This window comes from Aeromonas enteropelogenes, assembly GCF_000819845.1.
GTDB classification, from domain to species: Bacteria; Pseudomonadota; Gammaproteobacteria; order Enterobacterales; family Aeromonadaceae; genus Aeromonas; species Aeromonas enteropelogenes.
This window is the reverse complement of the sequence record NZ_CDCG01000046.1, coordinates 114,822-132,847: the sequence shown is the minus strand read 5'-3', so window position 1 is coordinate 132,847 and position 18,026 is coordinate 114,822. Positions and strand designations below refer to the sequence as shown.

The 18,026-nt window shown below is 60.7% G+C and carries 16 protein-coding genes; 10 read left to right on the top strand and 6 right to left on the bottom strand.

Annotated features, from left to right (window positions below; genetic code table 11):
* Positions 1–126 precede the first annotated feature (126 nt).
* From BN1123_RS19940 to BN1123_RS19930, 3 genes are all read left to right on the top strand, one after another.
* Positions 127–1,758, top strand: a complete 1,632-nt coding sequence (locus BN1123_RS19940; protein ID WP_042029205.1) for a methyl-accepting chemotaxis protein — start codon at positions 127–129, stop codon at positions 1,756–1,758.
* Between the two features lie 112 nt (positions 1,759–1,870).
* Entirely contained in the window at positions 1,871–2,233 is a 363-nt protein-coding gene (locus BN1123_RS19935) for a DUF2750 domain-containing protein (RefSeq protein ID WP_026456412.1), read from the top strand.
* Positions 2,234–2,415: 182 nt separating this feature from the next.
* On the top strand, positions 2,416–2,910 hold the full coding sequence (locus BN1123_RS19930; RefSeq protein ID WP_042029204.1) for a hypothetical protein: 495 nt from the start codon (positions 2,416–2,418) through the stop codon (positions 2,908–2,910).
* Here the strand turns inward: BN1123_RS19930 and BN1123_RS19925 are convergent.
* The gene (locus BN1123_RS19925; RefSeq protein ID WP_042029203.1) at positions 2,873–4,513 is read right to left on the bottom strand and encodes an EAL domain-containing protein; all 1,641 of its coding nucleotides are present in this window, start codon (positions 4,511–4,513) and stop codon (positions 2,873–2,875) included. The two genes, BN1123_RS19930 and BN1123_RS19925, sit on opposite strands and share 38 nt — an antisense overlap.
* Positions 4,514–4,705: 192 nt before the next feature.
* Here BN1123_RS19925 and glgC point away from each other — a divergent pair, with 192 nt between their 5' ends.
* Positions 4,706–5,980, top strand: a complete 1,275-nt coding sequence (gene glgC / locus BN1123_RS19920; RefSeq protein ID WP_042029202.1) for a glucose-1-phosphate adenylyltransferase — start codon at positions 4,706–4,708, stop codon at positions 5,978–5,980.
* A 73-nt stretch (positions 5,981–6,053) separates the two neighbouring features.
* On the opposite strand, the gene BN1123_RS19915 is transcribed toward glgC, so the two are convergent.
* Together BN1123_RS19915 and BN1123_RS19910 are read right to left on the bottom strand one after the other, a co-directional pair.
* On the bottom strand, positions 6,054–8,051 hold the full coding sequence (locus BN1123_RS19915) for a hypothetical protein (RefSeq protein WP_042029201.1): 1,998 nt from the start codon (positions 8,049–8,051) through the stop codon (positions 6,054–6,056).
* 201 nt (positions 8,052–8,252) lie between these two features.
* Complete coding sequence (locus BN1123_RS19910) at positions 8,253–8,804, bottom strand: lipoprotein (protein ID WP_042029199.1); 552 nt, start codon at positions 8,802–8,804, stop codon at positions 8,253–8,255.
* A 170-nt stretch (positions 8,805–8,974) separates the two neighbouring features.
* Between BN1123_RS19910 and BN1123_RS19905 the strand changes: the two genes are divergently transcribed.
* Positions 8,975–9,736 carry a hypothetical protein gene (locus BN1123_RS19905; RefSeq protein WP_412149920.1) on the top strand — a complete coding sequence of 254 codons (762 nt, stop codon included), beginning with the start codon at positions 8,975–8,977 and terminating at the stop codon, positions 9,734–9,736.
* Positions 9,737–9,750: 14 nt separating this feature from the next.
* Here BN1123_RS19905 and BN1123_RS19900 read toward each other — a convergent pair whose 3' ends face one another.
* Both BN1123_RS19900 and corA read right to left on the bottom strand, forming a co-directional pair.
* Complete coding sequence (locus BN1123_RS19900) at positions 9,751–10,212, bottom strand: DUF2919 domain-containing protein (protein WP_026456619.1); 462 nt, start codon at positions 10,210–10,212, stop codon at positions 9,751–9,753.
* Between the two features lie 133 nt (positions 10,213–10,345).
* The gene (corA, locus tag BN1123_RS19895; RefSeq protein ID WP_026456618.1) at positions 10,346–11,293 is read right to left on the bottom strand and encodes a magnesium/cobalt transporter CorA; all 948 of its coding nucleotides are present in this window, start codon (positions 11,291–11,293) and stop codon (positions 10,346–10,348) included.
* Positions 11,294–11,374: 81 nt separating this feature from the next.
* On the opposite strand from corA, the gene BN1123_RS21580 reads away from it, so the two are divergent.
* Complete coding sequence (locus tag BN1123_RS21580; RefSeq protein WP_156130761.1) at positions 11,375–11,569, top strand: hypothetical protein; 195 nt, start codon at positions 11,375–11,377, stop codon at positions 11,567–11,569.
* 157 nt (positions 11,570–11,726) lie between these two features.
* On the opposite strand, the gene BN1123_RS19890 is transcribed toward BN1123_RS21580, so the two are convergent.
* Positions 11,727–13,385: an electron transfer flavoprotein-ubiquinone oxidoreductase gene (locus tag BN1123_RS19890; RefSeq protein WP_042029197.1), complete on the bottom strand. Its 1,659-nt coding sequence runs from the start codon at positions 13,383–13,385 to the stop codon at positions 11,727–11,729.
* Positions 13,386–13,522: 137 nt separating this feature from the next.
* Here BN1123_RS19890 and BN1123_RS19885 point away from each other — a divergent pair, with 137 nt between their 5' ends.
* The 4 genes from BN1123_RS19885 (at position 13,523) to aroA (ending at position 17,963) form a co-directional block, all read left to right on the top strand.
* Positions 13,523–14,275: an electron transfer flavoprotein subunit beta/FixA family protein gene (locus BN1123_RS19885; RefSeq protein ID WP_042029196.1), complete on the top strand. Its 753-nt coding sequence runs from the start codon at positions 13,523–13,525 to the stop codon at positions 14,273–14,275.
* Positions 14,272–15,201 (top strand): electron transfer flavoprotein subunit alpha/FixB family protein, encoded by a 930-nt coding sequence (locus BN1123_RS19880; RefSeq protein ID WP_042029194.1) that lies wholly within the window; start codon positions 14,272–14,274, stop codon positions 15,199–15,201. The genes BN1123_RS19885 and BN1123_RS19880 overlap by 4 nt, the downstream gene beginning before the upstream one ends.
* A gap of 224 nt (positions 15,202–15,425) precedes the next feature.
* Positions 15,426–16,514: a 3-phosphoserine/phosphohydroxythreonine transaminase gene (gene serC / locus BN1123_RS19875; protein WP_042029193.1), complete on the top strand. Its 1,089-nt coding sequence runs from the start codon at positions 15,426–15,428 to the stop codon at positions 16,512–16,514.
* A 165-nt stretch (positions 16,515–16,679) separates the two neighbouring features.
* Positions 16,680–17,963, top strand: coding sequence for a 3-phosphoshikimate 1-carboxyvinyltransferase (aroA, locus tag BN1123_RS19870; RefSeq protein ID WP_042029192.1), 1,284 nt, complete (start codon positions 16,680–16,682; stop codon positions 17,961–17,963).
* Positions 17,964–18,026 lie beyond the last annotated feature (63 nt).

Below are 18,026 nucleotides of genomic sequence, written 5' to 3'. Positions count from 1 at the left end.
CCATCAGGCGCCTTTTGTTTTTTCGAGATGGATCAAGTTTTTAGATGTCGTTTGCTGATGACCATGGACATGGATGAAGCCGTCAGCATACCTTGTTAACAAAATGTATTTTGTCAGGATGACGGTATGTTGAGGCAATGGAGTATTGGCCATCGCTTGATGCTGATGGTGTTGATGGTGGTCGCCGTGCTGGGCTTGTTGCTGTTCGCTTGCCTGCGCGTCTATTACCAAGGGCTGATGGCGGAGAAGAGCAACCAGGCGCGTTCACAGGTGGAGACGGCCTATAGCCTGGTCGCCAGCTATGAAGAGCAGGTACGCCAGGGCAGGCTGGACGAACAGAACGCCAAGGTACTGGCGCTGACCGCCGTGCAAAAACTGCGTTATGGCCAGAACGACTATTTCTGGATCAATGACAGCCATCCCACCATGGTGATGCACCCCATGAAGCCCGAGCTCGATGGTCAGGATCTCTCGGGGGTGGAGGACAAGCAGGGGCTCAAGCTGTTCGTCGCCTTCGTCGAGCGGGTCAAGCAGCAAAACGGGAGCGGCGAAGTGGCCTACTACTGGCCCAAACCCGGCGTCGATGAGCCGGTGCGCAAGATCTCCTACGTCAAGCAGTTTACCCCCTGGGACTGGATCATCGGCACCGGCATCTATGTGGATGATGTGGAGGCGCAATACCAGCAGGTACTGCGTACCCTGATGGGCATAGGCGCCCTGCTGGCTGTGCTGCTGCTCGCGGCTGCGACCCTGATCCGGCGCAGCATAGTGATGCCCCTGTCCCAGTCGGTGTCTGCCCTGGGTGACATGGCCAGGGGAGAGGGGGATCTGCGTTTTCGCCTGCCCGAGAGCGGCCGTGATGAACTCAGCCTGCTTTCGGCCAATTTCAATCAGTTTGCCAACCAGATGGCCCAGCTGATCGGCCGTGCCCAGCAGATCACCAGCCACAACAAGGATGCAGCCCGGCAGCTCGAGCAAGTAGTGGCACGCACCAGTGCCATCGTGACCGATCAGGAACAGGACACCCAGCGGGTGGCGGCGGCCATGGTGCAGATCACCGGCAGCAGCCGCGCCATCGGCCTCAATGCCGAGCAAGCAGCCCAGGCGGCAGAATCGGCACGCCAGTTGGCCCAGCATGGCCGCGAGATTGTGGCCCAGACCATCACCACCATAGGACAGCTGGCGGACGAGATGGAGGAGACGGTGCAGGCCGTGGCCCGCCTTGAGCAGGACTCGCAGCAGATTGGCTCCGTGCTTGACGTGATCCGCGGGGTGGCCGAGCAGACCAATCTGCTGGCCCTCAACGCGGCCATCGAGGCGGCCCGCGCCGGTGAGCAGGGAAGGGGGTTTGCGGTGGTGGCCGATGAGGTGCGTACCCTGGCCACTCGCACTCACAGCTCTACCGACGAGATCCGGCAGATGATCCAGCGCTTGCAGGAGGGCGCCGGCAAGGTGGCGACCGGCATCGAACAGTTGCAGCGACTGTCGCGCTCGACGGCGCAGAAAGCCGGTGATGCGGAAGGAGCCATCGGCAATATTGACGAGGCGGTGAGCACCATATTGGCGATGAACAGCGAAATTGCCGGGGCGGCCGGTGAGCAGAGCAGTTCGACCGAGGAGATCACCCTGCGCCTGTCAGCCATTACCCAACTGGCCAGCGAGGCTCTGGTGGAGAACCGGCGTACCGGTCAGGCGGCCGGCTCCTTGTCGCAAACCAGCGATGAGTTGAGTACCCTGGTGGTGCGATATCGTACTTGATGGGGGTATCCCCCGTCTTTTTAGGGATTTGACTTGAGTCTGGGGGGCTTTTGCGACACCATCTGCCCCATTCTTGGTCCGTATTGGCCAGCCGCCTGTAAGAGAGAGCCCCATGAGCAAATTAACTGACAATCTTGACGCCAATTTCCAGCTGTTTGTTGAACAAGTCCGCGAGTCGGGTCAGGTCTGGGGTCTGCGCTACGGTGAAGACTGGGTGGTCTGCCGCTCTGCCGAATTTGAAGATGCCGATGTGATGCCGCTCTGGTCCGCCGAGGAAGATGCCCGTCTGCACTGTGTGGACGAGTGGGCCGACTATGAGCCGGAAGTGATCGACCTGGAAGAGTTTCTCGACATCTGGATCAACGATCTGGACGATGACGATGTGCTGGTGGGCCCGAACTGGAATGCCGATCTGGAAGGCCAGGAGCTGGAGCCCATCGAGCTGGCCAAGGCGCTGGTCGAACTGGACGCCTGAAGGCGCCTCCATTGACGACGCCGACATCCGGTGTCGTAGCAAAGCAATGATGAGACCGGTATCCGCGAGGATGCCGGTCTTTTTTATGATCCCGTGGGCATAATGAGGGTCAAAGGGGGATTTGCCTTTGCACCCGCGCAGGCGATGGTCCATCATCAACCTTTTGCCAGGGGGGGATAGCCATGTTTTTGTTCGACGTCACAGGCATAGAGGGTGGGCGGGCCAGCATCCGGATACAGGCGCTGGACTGGACACAGACCGGGCCGGTGACGTTCCAGTGCGATGACGATCAGCTGGCACTGGTGCTGTTGAGTGATTGCCGCTGTGATGCAGTGGGCTTCTTTACCCTGCTCTCCGGATGCAAGCCCCTCCATCTCGAACAATGGCTCAGCTATTTGCAGGAGAGCGGCCGCATCGGCAAGTGGAGTCATCAGATTGAGAGCCCGGCCGATGACGACTATCTTGCCCGGGCCGGGCTACCCAGCGAGGAGCTCAATGCCCTGCTGGGCCAGGTCTATCATGTGGCGGGTTTCAATCGGCTGCAGATCAACCGGTACCTCAAGCACCGCCATAACCCCTCCAGTCTGGCGACCCGTTATGATCAGAAGGAGCTGGAGCGCTACCGCCAGCTCAACGACATCATTCTGACCCTTCTGAAGCTGAAGCATCCTCACTGAACAGGCCCAACTGGCTGATATCCGGTCGCAAAGGCTGCGGCCGGGCGATCAGATAACCCTGCAGGCCATCTACATACATTCCTTGCAACAGCTGCTTCTGGCCCAGTTGTTCCACCCCTTCCGCGATCACCTGGCACCCCATCCGGTGTGACACGTCGACAATCATCCGCACAAACTGCTGGTTGGTCTGATCCTGCTCCAGCCCGGTGATGAGGGCGGGATCGAGCTTGATGTAATCGGGTTTGAGCTCGCGAAACAGGCTGAAGGAGCCGATGCCCTTGCCAAAGTTGGCGATGGCAGAGCGGCTGCCATTGCGGCGCAGCAGCTCGAACACCCGCTTGGCACCGGTCGGATTGCGCTCCAGATGCTCCTCGTCCAGCTCGAACACAAGGTTGGCGCTGGTGTTGGGATCCTTGAGCAGCTGCCTGTCCAGCCAGATCAGCAGGGCGCTGTTTTGCAGCAGATTGGGTGAGAGGTTGATCCCCCAGCGACTCTGGTTGGAGCCAAATGCCCGGTACTGGCGCATCACGTGGACAATCACCAGTTGCTCCAGCCGCATCACCATATCGAGCCGCTGGGCCATGGCAAACAGGGTGTCGGTTGGCAGGGCCGTACCATCGCTGCCGCAAAAGCGGGTGTAGATCTCGTTGTAGGCCATCATGCTGCGATGCAGAGGCTGGATGGGTTGATAGGTAAAGGTGAGACGCTCCTGGGCCAGCACTTCCCCCAGCACCTCGCGCCAGTGGTGTTGGCCCTGCAGATCGGTGATGTTGTCCTCATGCTGGATGGCCCAGCCATTGATGGTTTCGGTCTGGGCCCGCGCCAGCGCCAGATCGGCTCTGGCAAGCACGGTTTCGATCTTCTGGCCGCTGCTAAGCCGGGTAAGGCCCGAGTAGGCGGCACTCTCCAGCTCGTGCTGCTCCTGGTAATTGTCGAAGGCCACCTTCAAATCCTGCCCCAGCAGGTGAGGCGGAATATTGACCACGGGTTGCACCAGTACGGCAAAGTCGGCCCCCGAGATGCGATAGACCTGGTTCCCCGGAAAGCGGCTCACCACCTGCTTGATGAGGTTTGCCATGTCCTTGATGTAGGCATCACCGGACTGGAAGCCGCGCTGGGTATTGATCTTGCCAAGTTCGGTGGCACGGATGAGCACCAGGGTGGCGGTCTGGGTGTCCTGATCCCGCTGCAGCAGCTCCGTCACGTCACGGCGAAAGGCGTGGCGATTGAGCAACTGGGTCAGCTCATCCGTGGTGGCCAGATTGCTCAGCTCGGTCAGCTGGCGATGGGCATGCTGCGAATCACTCTCAAACTGGAGCAGCAACTGTTGCAGGGCTTCCCGGGAGGCGGGATCGTCCAGCTGTTCGGGGTCCCGCTCCGTGAGCGCCTTGACCCAGACCAGCTCCTGGTGTTGTTGCATGCCGGTCAGGGTGCGCAATGCCAGCAGCAACAGCAGCCCCATGCCAAGCAGGGTGGTCGACAAAATGATGACCAGAGTCACCGGTGTGCTTTGAAGTGCCAACCAAAACCCTTGCAGGAGCAGCAAGGGTATGCTCACTATGGTGGCAATGAGAAAGAGGGAGCGTCCAAGCTTTTGAACCATCTTGTCATCCTTGAGGTGGCTGCGGTCACTTGGGGATTCTAACCGACCCCGTTCGGCAAACCATGCTGTTCCTCGCAACTTGGTGCAAATGTGTCGTTCGGGATTGAATAAATTGTGAGTGAAACCACTTTCACGGGCTTGAAATCCGGCGAAGATGAATTCGAAATGGATCAAACGAGGCAGAGGTGAATCATGTTGTTAGAGCCAGGGAATAGTGCCAAAGCACGGCAGTTGTTGAATCAAAGTATGGCGCTGGTACTGGCGGGAGGACGTGGCAGCCGCCTGAAGCAGCTGACCGACAACCGGGCCAAGCCTGCGGTGCATTTCGGAGGAAAGTTCCGGATCATCGATTTTGTGCTTTCCAACTGCATCAATTCGGGGATCCGTCGGGTGGGGGTAGTGACGCAATACAAATCCCACAGCCTGCTGCGACATCTGCAATCGGGTTGGTCTTTTTTGCGCTACCAGATGAACGAGTTCATCGACTTGCTGCCAGCTCAGCAGCGGGTGGACGAGGTGCACTGGTATCGCGGTACTGCCGACGCCATCTATCAGAACGTCGACATCATTCGTGACTATGGTCCCAAGTACATAGTGGTGCTGGCGGGGGATCACATCTACAAGATGGACTATGCCGCCATGTTGCTCGATCACGTGCGCCTTGGCGCCAAGGTGACGGTAGCCTGTATCGAGGTGCCCCGCTCGGAGGCCTCGGCCTTCGGCGTCATGGACATCGACGAGCAGCGCAAGATCCGCGCCTTCGTGGAGAAGCCGGCCAATCCGCCGGCCATGCCGGGCTGCGAAGACAAGTCCCTTGCATCCATGGGCATCTATATCTTCGAGGCGGAGTATCTCTATGAGCTGCTGGAAGAGGACATCCTCAACCAGGAGTCCAAGCACGATTTTGGCATGGACGTCATTCCCCGCATCGTGGGGGAGGGCAAGGCGTTTGCCCACCCCTTCAGCATGTCCTGCGTCGGGGCCAAGGAGGGGCAGAAACCTTACTGGCGTGATGTGGGGACCCTCGACTCCTTCTGGGAGGCCAACATGGATCTCGCCTCCGTGGTACCGGAGCTCGACATCTATGACGAAAACTGGCCCATCTGGACCAGTCAAACCCTGACACCGCCCGCCAAGTTCGTGCAGGACCGAAACGGCCAGCATGGCATGACCATCAACTCCATGTTTTCCGGCGGAACCATCGTCAGCGGGTCGTTTGTGCTCAACTCTGTGCTGTTTACCAATGTGCGGGTTCACTCCTTCTGCACCCTGGATCAGGCGGTGATCTTCCCCGGGGTGGAAGTGGGGGCGGGCTGCCGTTTGCGCCGGGTAGTGGTAGACAAGGGGTGTGTGCTGCCCGATGGGCTGGTGGTGGGAGAGAATGCCGACGAGGATAGCCGTCGCTTCTACCGCTCAGAACAGGGCATAGTGCTGGTTACCAAGGGAATGCTGGAGAAGCTGGCGTAAGCCCGTACCTTGCCTGACGCAATAATGAAAAGGGAGCCGTTAAGGCTCCCTTTTGCATGATGTGACCTGTGGCTTATTCGCTGATCACGGCCTTGCCTGCCATCACCATGGCGGTGCCGTGCTTGCCACCGGCGGCGGTGACCTGCGGGACGCCATCTTCATCGGTATCGCTGCCGGCGCCGGTGATGATGTTCTCACCGGAGTCACCGATCCACTCGGCCATCTGCATGCCGCCGTTGACGGTGCCACGGAACCAGCTGACGTACTGGGTGGTCAACTTGGCCAGCTCCAGCTCGGGCGCCTTCTCGGCCCCTTCATTACGCAGGTTCAGCATGGCAGAGCGCAGGGCGCCGGAGATGGCAGCCTGGGTCCAGGGGGCGTATTCACCCTGCTTGCCGGCAAGCCAGGTACCCGCCTTCTGGTTGAAGTAGGCCTTGTCGGTGGCGATGAAGAGCTCGCGCGCCGCGGTGCGGTACTTCACGTTCTGAGTCGCCAGGAAGGCGGCGGTCAGGCCGCGGATGGCGGCAAACTGGGTCTCGACAGACTGGCTGGCGTCAACGGTTCCACCCAGGGTCAGACCGTCGTGCACCAGACCATTGCTGCCTTTGAGTTTGGCGAGGATGAAGTCGGCCTGTTTGGTGATAAGCGCGAGCGCCTCCTGCCCTTGTTTGGTCTTGAGGTTCAGCTCGCCATTGTCACCGGCGGCGTAGCCTACCGGCAGGGCGTCCTGGGCGCGCTGGAAGATCTGCAGCGCGACCAGGGTGTAGGCGGCGTCGAAGGTAGTGACGTGCTTGGCCTGCTTGCCATTCTGCCAGCTGTCGACCAGAGTGCCGGCCTTGGGCTCGAAGTGCAGGGCGCCCAGGTTCTTGAAGGTCAGGTTGGAGAGGTTCAGGGCCAGGGAGAAGGCGTCGTCGCCTGCCACTGCCTTGGCCAGATCATTGGCCTTGTTGGCAGCCGGTGCGGCGGCAAACGGCGCACCGTCAAACACGGCGTGAAAGGCCGGGTTCTGGTTGGTGTTGGCGCTACGCTGATCGCTGAAGGCGTAGAACTCGGAGAGCGGCCACAGCATCATCCAGGCGTCGCGCAGCTGGGCGGAACCGTCGACCACTTCCAGCTTGCCGATGGCACCGACTTCGTTCTTGCTGGTCTCGGTCACCTTCACCTGATGGGGGAAGTAAATCACGCCCTTGGCCGGATCGTATTGCGGGGTGATCTTGGCGCCCAGGGTTTTGCCATCAAAGCCGAGCTGGCTTTGCAAGATGGCCAGCTTGTCGATGGATTGCTCGGTCAGCATCATGCCGTTGAAGCCATCGGCGGCGGAGACCCCCAGCTTGTGCTTGCCGTCCTGATCCATGGTGGCGGAGGCGGCCTCCACCTCTTCATCGCTCTCGGCCACGTGCATGCCGCCGAGGAAGTCCTGGGACCACATCACCTCTTTGAGCAGGATGCCGCCCACGGCAGCGGGGACCAGCAGGTTGTCGCTGCCGCTCCAGCGCAGGGTCGCGTAGTCGCGGAAGTAGGCCGGCACCTGGGTCTTGACGGTTTTCTCGTTGCCCTTGGCGGTCTTGATGGTGATCTCGTCGCCGTTGACCGGGGTAGTGTTGACGGCCTGGGCAAACTCCGGATTGGCAGAGGCATAGGGGAAGGAGAGGGGATACATGCCTTGCGGCACTTCATCGGCCGGGAAGCCGACTGCGTCGGCCATGGCCAGCACTCGCTTGCCGAGATCTGCCAGGGTGCCGCCACGAGCCAGGTTTTGCGGCCCGTTCACCAGGTGCGGACCCATGCCGGACTGGTAGTTGAGGGCGTACATCGCCTCTTCGGAGTACTCATAGGATTCGATGCCGGCGGCGAAGTCGAACGGAGTTGGCTCGTCGGCGCGGTTGGCGTCGAGCACGTCCAGATCCAGACCCAGGGCCTCGGCCAGCGGCTCGCCGGAGAGCTCGAATTCGGTGTAGGCCAGCATGTTGGCGGCGGTGTTGAATGTCTTGTCTTCCACCTTGACGGCAGCGTGCGCGGCGCTACCCAGCAGTGCGCAGGCGATCGCCTGTACCAGTACGGTTTTTCTCATGTCCCTTCTCACCATTGGTTTTATTATCGGGTTTATTGTGACGCTTCTCATGACGAATCTAAATGAGAATGGTGCGCATTATGTGTGATTTGGACGGCGTTGAGAAGTGAAAACCGCCCCGACCAGTGCAAACGACACAAGGCGGGACGGTGGGGGTGGTGATCACGGTTATCGCGCAGAGGGCGATGGCAAGGAGCGGGTTTAGAACACCTTGAAGGGGATCACCAGGCGGCCAGGCTCTACCTTGAGGGCCTCGACCTTCTCCTTGATCCTCGCCTCATTCTGGCGGCTTGCATCGAGCCGGTAGACGGGGGTCTGGGACAGGAACAGGGAGAGCGACTGGTTGAAGGTGGGCAGCAGCGGCGTGAGCGCCGCGCCTATGTCGGCAGGTTCGGTCTTGACCGAGAGCAGCTCCAGATCGCGCAGATAGATGGCCCCCTGATCCGCCAGGTATTCCGGACGGGCCCGCAGGGCAAAGCGAACCTTCATCTGCTGGCTGCCAAGGGGGCTCAGCACCTGCAGATCGCCGGCGGCATCCAGTTCGATGCGATCCGGCTGGCTGCGGCCGATGCGGCTTTGCATCTCATCGAGGCGGATCTTGCTCGACATGATGCCGGGGATCCCCAGCTGTTTTTCAAAGGAGACCTGATCCTTGAGGTATTGGTTGATTTCGGCCTCGCTGACGTTGTACTGGGTGAGCGAGCAGGCACCCAGCAGCAGGACGAGGGGGAGCAATAACAACTGTTTCAACATGAAGGGATCCGCTTGGTAAAAAGATGTCGCTATCTTACGCGATAATACGTGCTGGGCGGGAGCCCTGCTTACCCTTGTATTCGGGTGGGGCGAGGGGCCATCATCAGCATGGAGCAGGCTGCCATGGTGAAAGCGATAGGTGCGGGAGCGAGGAGGGTGCGATGAACAAGATGGACAAAGGCGGTCGCTGGCTGGGGATGCTGCTCTGCACTCTGCTCTGGCTCTGGAGTGGGTTGCTTCGCGCCGAGGTGAAGGTGATCCCGGTCTTTGATGCCGGCGCTGCGGTGCAGACCCTCAAGGAGATCTACCCGGATCTCGGGGTAAGCGCCATGGGTAACCAGCTGGTGCTGAGTGGTACCCCGGCCCAGTTGCAGGAAGCCGAGACGACCCTGGCCCAGCTCAACAAACCGCCCCAGAGCCTGCTCATCGAATGGCGGGTCGATGGCACGTCCAGTGGCCAGCAGCTGGGTGTCGGGGTTGGCCGCGATGAGGTCAAACGGCAATGGTTGCTGGATGGTAACGCCCGGCAATACCAGCAGAGCCAAAACGACAACTGGCAGGTGCGCGGCCTGTCGGGGCGACCCGTATTGCTGCAGATGGGATCCTATCAACCAGTGACCTTCTATCAGTGGCGTGGCGGCCAGGTGGTGGGGCTGATGCCCCTGGTCAACGGCCTCTATGCCACCGCCACTATGATTGGAGACAGGGTGCAGATAGCGCTCAGCAGCGAGCAGGCCAGGCTGGAGCAGGGCATCATCAACAGAGGGCAGAGCGCCACCGAGGTGAGCGGTGCCCCGGGCCAGTGGCTGACGGTGGGGGAGCTTTCGACCAGCTCGGCCCGGCAAGGCAGTAGCCTGGGTACCCAACTGCAGGCCGGGGGTGGCAACCAGCACGATCGCCAGACCCTGCAGATCCGGGTCACCCGCCAATAGGCAGGAGCACTCCCTTAATGGGGCTGGTCGGCGGCGTATTCACGTAGCTGGCGACTGCGCAGCAGATACCAGAGGCTCCACAGGCTGGCGATCAGCACCAGGGCGGTGGGCCAGCTGAAGCTCCACTTCTGCAGATTGAGGCTGTGCAGCTGCATCACCAGGCCGCTTGCGGCAGAGCAGAGCAAGAGGCCCCGGCTGTGGCGCCTGAGCCATGCCCGTGCACTCTTGGTCTGTTGATAGGTGCCGCCACAGGCTAGCAGCGCCAGCATGGCGGGCACGTCGGTCAGCAGACTGAGATAGAGGCTGATCTTGTCCGGATAGAAGAGGGCGAGAATGTCGCTGCCGCTCTCCCGGCTGACCCCCGCCATCAGAAACAGCCAGACCGAGCGGGTCAGCAACAGGGCAATGGGCCAAAACCAGAGCGGGGGGCGCAATTGGCCGTGATCGTCATATCTGTGTTCGGGGTAGAGGGTCATAAGGCCCGTGATCCGCTTGGATGAAGGATGTGGCAGATATGGGGCGGGACAGGGCCCTTTGCAAGGTGCGGGGGAGAGAGGAATTAATCGGGGGGCCATGCCCCCCAATCCGCGTTTGTCATTCAAGGTGGCGTTACAGCCAGCCCTTGCGCTTGAAGAAGAGGCCGGTGCCGAGCGATGACATCACCATCAGCACCAGGGAGAGGGGATAGCCGTACTCCCAGGCGAGCTCCGGCATGCGGCCGAAGTTCATGCCGTAGATGCTGGCGATAAGCGTCGGTGGCAGGAAGATCACTGCTGCTACCGAGAAGATTTTGATCACCTTGTTCTGCTCCAGATTGGTCACCCCCATGGAGGCCTCCAGCTGGAAGTTGATCTTGTCGAACAGGAACTGGGTGTGGGGCAACAGAGACTCCACGTCGTGCAGCATCTCGTCGATCCACTTGTTCTGCTCCAGGCTCATGCGCTGGCGCAGGCTGCGCTTCAAAAAACGCAGGGCGCGCCGGGTATCGTGCAGGGAGAGACGGATCTGGCCGTTGGCCTCTTCCTGCGCCATCAACTCTTTAAGCATGGGGTTGATCTGATCCGGCTCGAAGATCTGATCGGCGGTGTTTTCCAAGGTTTTGTAACCATCCTCGATAAGGTCGGAGAGGTACTCAACTTTCAGGTTCTGCACCTCCAGCAGGATGTCGAGGGCATCCTCCACCTCCAGCCTGTCCTGGCGCATATAGTGGCGCAGCAGGCGCACCAGACCGATATCATCCTCGCGGATGCTGATCAGCAGGTTGTTGCGCAAGGTAAAGGAGACGTGGACACCCTTGGTGTCACGACCGATCCGCTGGGGAAACAGGGAGTGAATGTGCAGACCGTCGGTGTCCCAGTAGAAACGGGCCGACGCCTCGATGTCGTCCAGCTCCTCCTTGTCGGGCACTTCTTCCAGGAACAGGCCCGTCAACCATTCTCGCTCCGCCGTGTCCGGTTTGTAGGCATCCAGCCAGACCGTGTTGTCAGGCACTATGTCGTCAGGCCCGAGCGTGACTATGTCCAGTACCTTGTTATTGAGAATGTAGGCGGTGATCATCTGTCCCCCCTTAAAAAGTCATGGGTAATCAGGGATGGTTGCACAGGTCATGCGGCCTTAGAGCGCGTAGAAAGCGATCCCGTGGACAAGCTGAACGGGCCGATGGAAAACCTGAATGCGGCGAACTATACAGGGGCGGGCCGCGCTTGTCAGGGCTTATTCATGCTGGGTTCAGCCTGTTCGCTCAAAAAAACAGCGAGGTCGGATCATCGGATCTGGCTGGAAAGTGGTCAGCCCGGAGGCATCTGCTTTGCCGCTTTCCGGGATGAGGGATAAGCCTCTTTCACCTGATGGGCAGTTGGGACCATCTCCCCCATGGGCAACAGCCGGGGGAGATGTTGAGGGGCTGGTTAGCCATGCCATCTCGGATCTGCATGCAAATGCTCCTCAACACAATATTCCACAACATTAGGCCCTGTCGTATAAGACCCTGTCACATATTGGGGTAGTTGGGCCCACTGCCCCCCTGCGGCGGCGTCCAGGTGATGTTCTGGCTGGGATCCTTGATGTCACAAGTCTTGCAGTGAATGCAGTTGGCGGCATTGATCTGCAGCCGTGGCTCGTGTTCGACCTCAATGATCTCAAAGACGCCCGCCGGACAGTAACGCTGGGCGGGTTCGGCCCAGGTGGCCAAGTTGACCTCGACCGGGATCTGTTCATCCTGCAATTTGAGGTGACAGGGCTGATCCTCGTCGTGGCTGGTGTTGGCCAGATAGACGGACGAGAGCTTGTCGAAGCTGAGCTTGCCATCCGGCTTGGGATAGTCGATAGGCTCACAACGACTGGCCATGCGCAGCTGACGGTAGTCGGGCTCCCTGTCCAGCAGGGTAAAGGGCGAACCTTCCCTGAAGAGGCGGGAGTGAAAGAGGCGTTGTTCCAGCCAGTTGAAGGCGCCACCGAGCCAGGGTCCGTAGCGATGCAGGGACGCACCGACATTGCGGGCGGTTTTCAGCTCACGGGCCAGCCAGCTTTGCTGCAACGCATCGCCAAACTCGGCCAGATCCCGTCCCCCTTCATCCCCGCCCTTGAGACTCATGGCGACGGTCTTGGCCGCCAGCATTCCCGACTTCATGGCGGTGTGGATGCCCTTGATACGGGAGAAATCCAGGGTGCCGGCGTCGCAGCCAATCAGTAGACCGCCGGGGAAATGCATGTGGGGCAAGGAGTGCCAGCCTCCCTTGGTGATGGCGCGGGCGCCATAACTGATGCGCTCGCCTCCCTTGAGTACCTCGGCGATCAGCGGGTGGTGCTTGAGACGCTGGAACTCGTCAAACGGGCTGAGCCAAGGGTTCTGGTAGTTGAGATCGACGATAAGGCCGACTGCCACCTGATCCCCTTCCATGTGGTAGAGGTAGAAGCCACCGTGGCTGTGATTGCTCCCTTCTTTGCCAAGGGGCCAGCCGCTGCCATGCAACACCCGGCCAGCATGGCTCTGGCCGGCCGGCAGTTGCCACAGCTCCTTGAAGCCGATGGCGTAGTGTTGCGGCTGGGCGCCGTTTTCCAGCCCGAACTGGGTGATGAGCTGCTTGCCAAGATGGCCGCGAGCCCCTTCGGCAAACAGGGTGTAGCGACCGAGCAGTGCCATGCCGGGCACGTGATCCGCCTTGGGGTTACCGGCCCGATCCAGCCCGAGATCGCCGGTGAGCACGCCCTTGACCCGGCCATTTTCCATGATAAGTTCACTGGCGGTGAAGCCCGGGTATATTTCGACTCCCAGTGCTTCTGCCTGCCGGGCGAGCCAGCGGCAGAGGTTGCCAAGACTCAGGATATGGCAACCCGTGTTGTGCATCCGTGGCGGTACCGCCCAGTGGGGCAGTTGCAGCGCCCGGCTATCGTTTTGCAGCAGGTGCACCTGATCGTCGCTGACAGGTACGCCGAGGGGAGCCTCCTGCCAGCTATCCGGCAGCAACTCCTTGAGAGCAACGGGATCGAACAAGGCGCCGGAGAGCAGGTGGGCGCCAATTTCGGCTCCCTTCTCCAACAAACAGACCGACAGGTCGGCGTTGTGCTGCTTCAGGGCGATGGCTGCGCTGAGCCCCGCCGGGCCGCCACCCACGATGATGACATCAAATTCCATTGCTTCCCGTTCCATCTTGCCTCTGCGCTCTAGTTGGCCTAGGGTAGTGCTGGTAGTTTACGTAAACGTAAAGCTCTTGTAAGTAAAAAATCAAACAAAAAAGTGCAAGGACTGGTCAATGAATTCAACCCAAACAGATGAGGCATGACCCCATGAAGCTGCTGGTCGCGATCAAACGGGTAGTAGATTACAACGTCAAGATCCGGGTCAAGGGAGACTGCTCGGATGTTGAGCTCGCTAACGTGAAGATGGGTATCAACCCGTTTTGTGAAATAGCGGTGGAGGAGGGCGTCAGACTGCGGGAAGCCGGGGTGGCAAGCGAGCTGGTGGTGGTGACGTTCGGGCCAGAGGCAGCTGCCGAACAGCTGCGCCATACCTTGGCGCTGGGGGCGGATCGGGCCCGCCACTATGTGACGGACGAGACGCTCACACCGCTCACCGTAGCCCGCGCCCTGCAACAGGTATGCGAGCTGGAGCAGCCGGATCTGGTGCTCCTTGGCAAGCAGTCCATCGATTCAGACAACAATCAGGTAGCCCAGATGCTGGCGGCCCTCAATGACTGGCCGCTGGCTACCTGTGCCAGCGCGATCAAGCTTGAGGGGGGGGAGCTGCTGGTGACCCGCGAGATAGACAGCGGCCTTGAGACTCTCGGCATGCCGTTGCCCGCTGTCGTCAGTGTCGATCTGCGGCTCAACGAACCGCGCTTTGCTTCGCTCCCCAACATCATGAAGGCCAAGCGCAAATCGCTCGAGAGCGCACCGTTTGCCGCCCTTGCCGTCGAGCCTGTCGGTCAGACCCGGCAGCTCGGGGTGATGGCGCCCCCTGCGCGCGCCGCCGGGATCCGGGTCGGCTCGGTGGACGAGCTGGTGGACAAACTCAAGAACGAAGCGAAGGTGCTGCCATGAGCGTGCTGATCATTGCCGAACATCATCAGGGCCGGCTGGCCGACAACGCCGCGCAGCTGGTCACGGCTGCAGGGCAACTGGGGGGCGACATCCATCTGCTGTTCTTCGGGCAGGGGCTGAGCGAGGTGGCGGCGCAGGCCGCGCAACTGGAAGGGGTCGACAAGGTATTGCTGGCCGAGCATCCCATGCTGGCAGACGGCTTGTTGGATGGGGTCGACAAGCTGCTGGCCACTCATGCCCGAGGGTATGAACACTGCCTGATGGCGGCCAGCAGCACGGGCAAAGCGCTGCTGCCCCAGGTGGCGGCCCGGCTCGGGGTGGAGATGATTGCCGAGGTGATCGGTATCGAGAGCGGCGATACCTTCCTGCGACCCATCTATGCCGGCAATGCCATCGCCAGGGTGGCAAGCTCGGCACCCGTCAAGGTGATGACGGTCCGTCCGACCGCCTTTGCCAAGGCGGGGCAGCAGGGGGCGTCCGCGTCCGTCGAAGCCTTGTCGGTGCCCGAGTTCAAGTGCCGTACCCGTCTGGTAGAGCGCCAGGCCATCCGTTCGGCCAGGCCCGATCTCGCGGCGGCGCGAGTGGTGGTATCCGGCGGGCGGGCACTGGGCTCCAAGGCGCAGTTTGCCCTCATTGAGGCGCTGGCGGACAAGCTGGGTGGCGCCGTGGGGGCATCGCGCGCCGCGGTGGATGCGGGGTTTGTGGCCAACGATCTGCAAGTGGGGCAGACCGGCAAGGTGGTCGCCCCCGAGCTTTACATCGCGGTCGGCATCTCGGGGGCCATCCAGCATCTGGCGGGGATGAAGGAGTCGAAGGTGATCGTCGCTATCAACAAGGATAGCGAGGCCCCCATCTTCCAGGTGGCGGACTATGGTCTGGTGGGGGATCTCTTCACCCTGCTGCCGGAGCTCACCGCCAAGGTGTAAATTTGTCAGAAAAGGCAGTGACTCGCGTTTGATGCGGACTCGCGACCAATTCTGCGCATGTTCTCAGCAAGCCCTGACCCGTTCAGGGTTTTTTCTCTTCTGCCCGACGCTTCATCATGACTGAAAAGAGTGCGCCAGATCCCAAAAAGCCTTTGATCAGCAAGCCTCTCTTGTGTAAAACCTGACAAGTCATCGATCACTCTCATCCATTCACGGAAAGCGTCATGAGCAAACAGATTTACAACTTCTGCGCCGGCCCTGCCATGTTGCCGGTCGAAGTCATGGAGCGCGCCCAGCGCGAATTTTGTAATTTTCAGGGGCTGGGAGCCTCGGTCATGGAGCTGTCCCACCGCGGCAAGCCCTACATGGCGGTCGCCGAGAAGGCCGAAGCAGACTTGCGCGAGCTGCTGGCGGTACCGGACAACTACAAGGTGCTGTTCATGCACGGCGGCGGTCGCGGCCAGTTCTCCGCCGTGCCAATGAACCTCTTGGGTGGTGCCAACAAGAAGGCTGACTTTCTGCTGACCGGCGTCTGGTCCCAGAGCGCCGTGGATGAGGCCAAAAAGTATGGCGACATCCAGACCTATCAGGGGGTTGCCAAAAATGCCCAAGGCATATCTCACCTGCTGCCGACCCCGGCGTTTCGCGCCGATGCGGCCTATGTGCACTACTGCCCGAACGAAACCATCGACGGCATCGAGATGTTCGACATCCCGGCCACCGGCGACGTGCCCCTGGTGGCGGATCTCTCCTCCACCATTCTCTCCCGTCCTCTCGATGTGAGCCGTTTTGGCATCATCTATGCCGGCGCGCAGAAGAACATTGGCCCCTCTGGCCTGGCGATTGCCATCGTGCGCGACGATCTGCTGAGCCAGGCGCGCGCCGATGTGCCTTCGATTTTCGACTACCAGCTCACCGCCAAGAACGACTCCATGTTCAACACGCCACCCACCTATGCCTGGTATCTGGCCGGTCTGGTGTTCGAGTGGCTGAAAGAGCAGGGCGGCCTGGCGGCCATGGAAGCACGCAACAAGGAGAAGGCCGATTTCCTCTACGGCTATCTCGATCAGTCGAGCTTCTATGGCAACCAGGTGGATGCCAGCTGCCGCTCTCGCATGAACATCCCGTTCCAGCTGAAAAATGCCGAGCTGGACAAGCTGTTCCTGGCCGAATCGGAAGAGGCCGGTCTGCTGGCGCTCAAGGGGCACCGCATCGTCGGCGGCATGCGCGCCAGCCTCTACAACGCCATGCCGCTGGAAGGGGTCAAGGCGCTGGTCAGCTTCATGGACGGCTTTGCCAAGCGCCACGGCTGAGTTTTTCCCTGCTGATGTCAGACGCCGGGCCGAGCCCGGCGTCTTTTTCTGCTTGTCCTGAATGCGGCGCCCGCCGCCATATTTACCCCGAAAGTACCCTTGCCGAGCTGGGCGCGGGCTGTTAACGTCCGGACAGGTGTTTTTTTGAGATAGTACAGGAAGTCTATGAATTCGTTGCGTCTGGAACCCATTTCCCGAGTGGCTGGCGAAGTTAATCTGCCCGGCTCCAAGAGTGTCTCTAACCGGGCCCTGCTGCTGGCAGCGCTGGCTCGCGGCACCACCCGTTTGACCAATCTGCTCGACAGCGATGATATCCGCCACATGCTGGCGGCGCTGACCCAGCTCGGCGTCAAATACAAGCTCTCTGCCGACAAGACCGAGTGCACCGTACATGGTTTGGGTCGCAGCTTTGCGGTGAAAGAACCGGTCAATCTGTTCCTCGGCAATGCAGGCACCGCCATGCGTCCCTTGTGTGCAGCCTTGTGCCTCGGTTCCGGGGAGTACACCCTGGGGGGCGAGCCGCGCATGGAAGAGCGTCCCATCGGCCATCTGGTGGATGCCCTGCGCGAGGCGGGCGCCCATATCCAGTACCTGAAAAAAGATGGCTATCCGCCCCTGGTGGTGGACGCCAAGGGGCTCTGGGGCGGCGACGTGCACGTGGATGGCTCCGTCTCCAGCCAGTTCCTGACCGCCTTTTTGATGGCGGCACCCATGGCGGCCGGCGACACCCGCATCCACATCAAGGGGGAGCTGGTCTCCAAACCCTACATCGACATCACCCTGCACATCATGAAGCAGTTCGGGGTGGTCATCGAACACGACAACTACAAGGTGTTCTACATCAAGGGCAACCAGACCTATGTCAGCCCGGGCGATTTCCTGGTGGAAGGGGATGCCTCCAGCGCCTCCTACTTCCTCGCGGCGGGGGCCATCAAGGGCAAGGTGCGGGTCACCGGCATCGGCAAGCACAGCATCCAGGGGGACATTCACTTTGCCGACGTGCTGGAGAAGATGGGCGCCCGTATCACCTGGGGTGATGACTTCATCGAGGCCGAGCAGGGCGAGCTGCAGGGCATCGACATGGACATGAACCACATCCCGGATGCGGCCATGACCATCGCCGTGGCGGCGCTGTTTGCCGAGGGGCCCACCTCCATTCGCAACATCTACAACTGGCGGGTGAAGGAAACCGACCGTCTGCACGCCATGGCGACCGAGCTGCGCAAGCTGGGTGTCGATGTGGAGGAGGGGCACGACTTCATCACGGTGACCCCGGCGGCCCAACTCAACCATGCGGCGATCGATACCTATAACGATCATCGCATTGCCATGTGCTTCTCCCTGGTGGCGTTGTCGGATACGCCGGTGACCATCAATGATCCCAAGTGCACCTCGAAGACCTTCCCGGATTACTTCGACAAGCTGGCCAGCATCAGTCATCGTCACTGATTGATTTGTACCCGTGAGGCCCGCCATTGCGCGGGCCTTGTTGTCTGTGATATTCGCTTTAGC

What these genes read in the sequence shown, in the direction of transcription:
- BN1123_RS19940 (WP_042029205.1), top strand. Translation starts at nt 127, where the DNA reads ATGTTGAGGCAATGGAGTATTGGCCATCGCTTGATGCTGATGGTGTTG.
- BN1123_RS19935 (WP_026456412.1), top strand. Translation starts at nt 1,871, where the DNA reads ATGAGCAAATTAACTGACAATCTTGACGCCAATTTCCAGCTGTTTGTT.
- BN1123_RS19930 (WP_042029204.1), top strand. Translation starts at nt 2,416, where the DNA reads ATGTTTTTGTTCGACGTCACAGGCATAGAGGGTGGGCGGGCCAGCATC.
- BN1123_RS19925 (WP_042029203.1), bottom strand. Translation starts at nt 4,513, where the DNA reads ATGGTTCAAAAGCTTGGACGCTCCCTCTTTCTCATTGCCACCATAGTG.
- glgC (WP_042029202.1), top strand. Translation starts at nt 4,706, where the DNA reads ATGTTGTTAGAGCCAGGGAATAGTGCCAAAGCACGGCAGTTGTTGAAT.
- BN1123_RS19915 (WP_042029201.1), bottom strand. Translation starts at nt 8,051, where the DNA reads ATGAGAAAAACCGTACTGGTACAGGCGATCGCCTGCGCACTGCTGGGT.
- BN1123_RS19910 (WP_042029199.1), bottom strand. Translation starts at nt 8,804, where the DNA reads ATGTTGAAACAGTTGTTATTGCTCCCCCTCGTCCTGCTGCTGGGTGCC.
- BN1123_RS19905 (WP_412149920.1), top strand. Translation starts at nt 8,975, where the DNA reads ATGGACAAAGGCGGTCGCTGGCTGGGGATGCTGCTCTGCACTCTGCTC.
- BN1123_RS19900 (WP_026456619.1), bottom strand. Translation starts at nt 10,212, where the DNA reads ATGACCCTCTACCCCGAACACAGATATGACGATCACGGCCAATTGCGC.
- corA (WP_026456618.1), bottom strand. Translation starts at nt 11,293, where the DNA reads ATGATCACCGCCTACATTCTCAATAACAAGGTACTGGACATAGTCACG.
- BN1123_RS19890 (WP_042029197.1), bottom strand. Translation starts at nt 13,385, where the DNA reads ATGGAACGGGAAGCAATGGAATTTGATGTCATCATCGTGGGTGGCGGC.
- BN1123_RS19885 (WP_042029196.1), top strand. Translation starts at nt 13,523, where the DNA reads ATGAAGCTGCTGGTCGCGATCAAACGGGTAGTAGATTACAACGTCAAG.
- BN1123_RS19880 (WP_042029194.1), top strand. Translation starts at nt 14,272, where the DNA reads ATGAGCGTGCTGATCATTGCCGAACATCATCAGGGCCGGCTGGCCGAC.
- serC (WP_042029193.1), top strand. Translation starts at nt 15,426, where the DNA reads ATGAGCAAACAGATTTACAACTTCTGCGCCGGCCCTGCCATGTTGCCG.
- aroA (WP_042029192.1), top strand. Translation starts at nt 16,680, where the DNA reads ATGAATTCGTTGCGTCTGGAACCCATTTCCCGAGTGGCTGGCGAAGTT.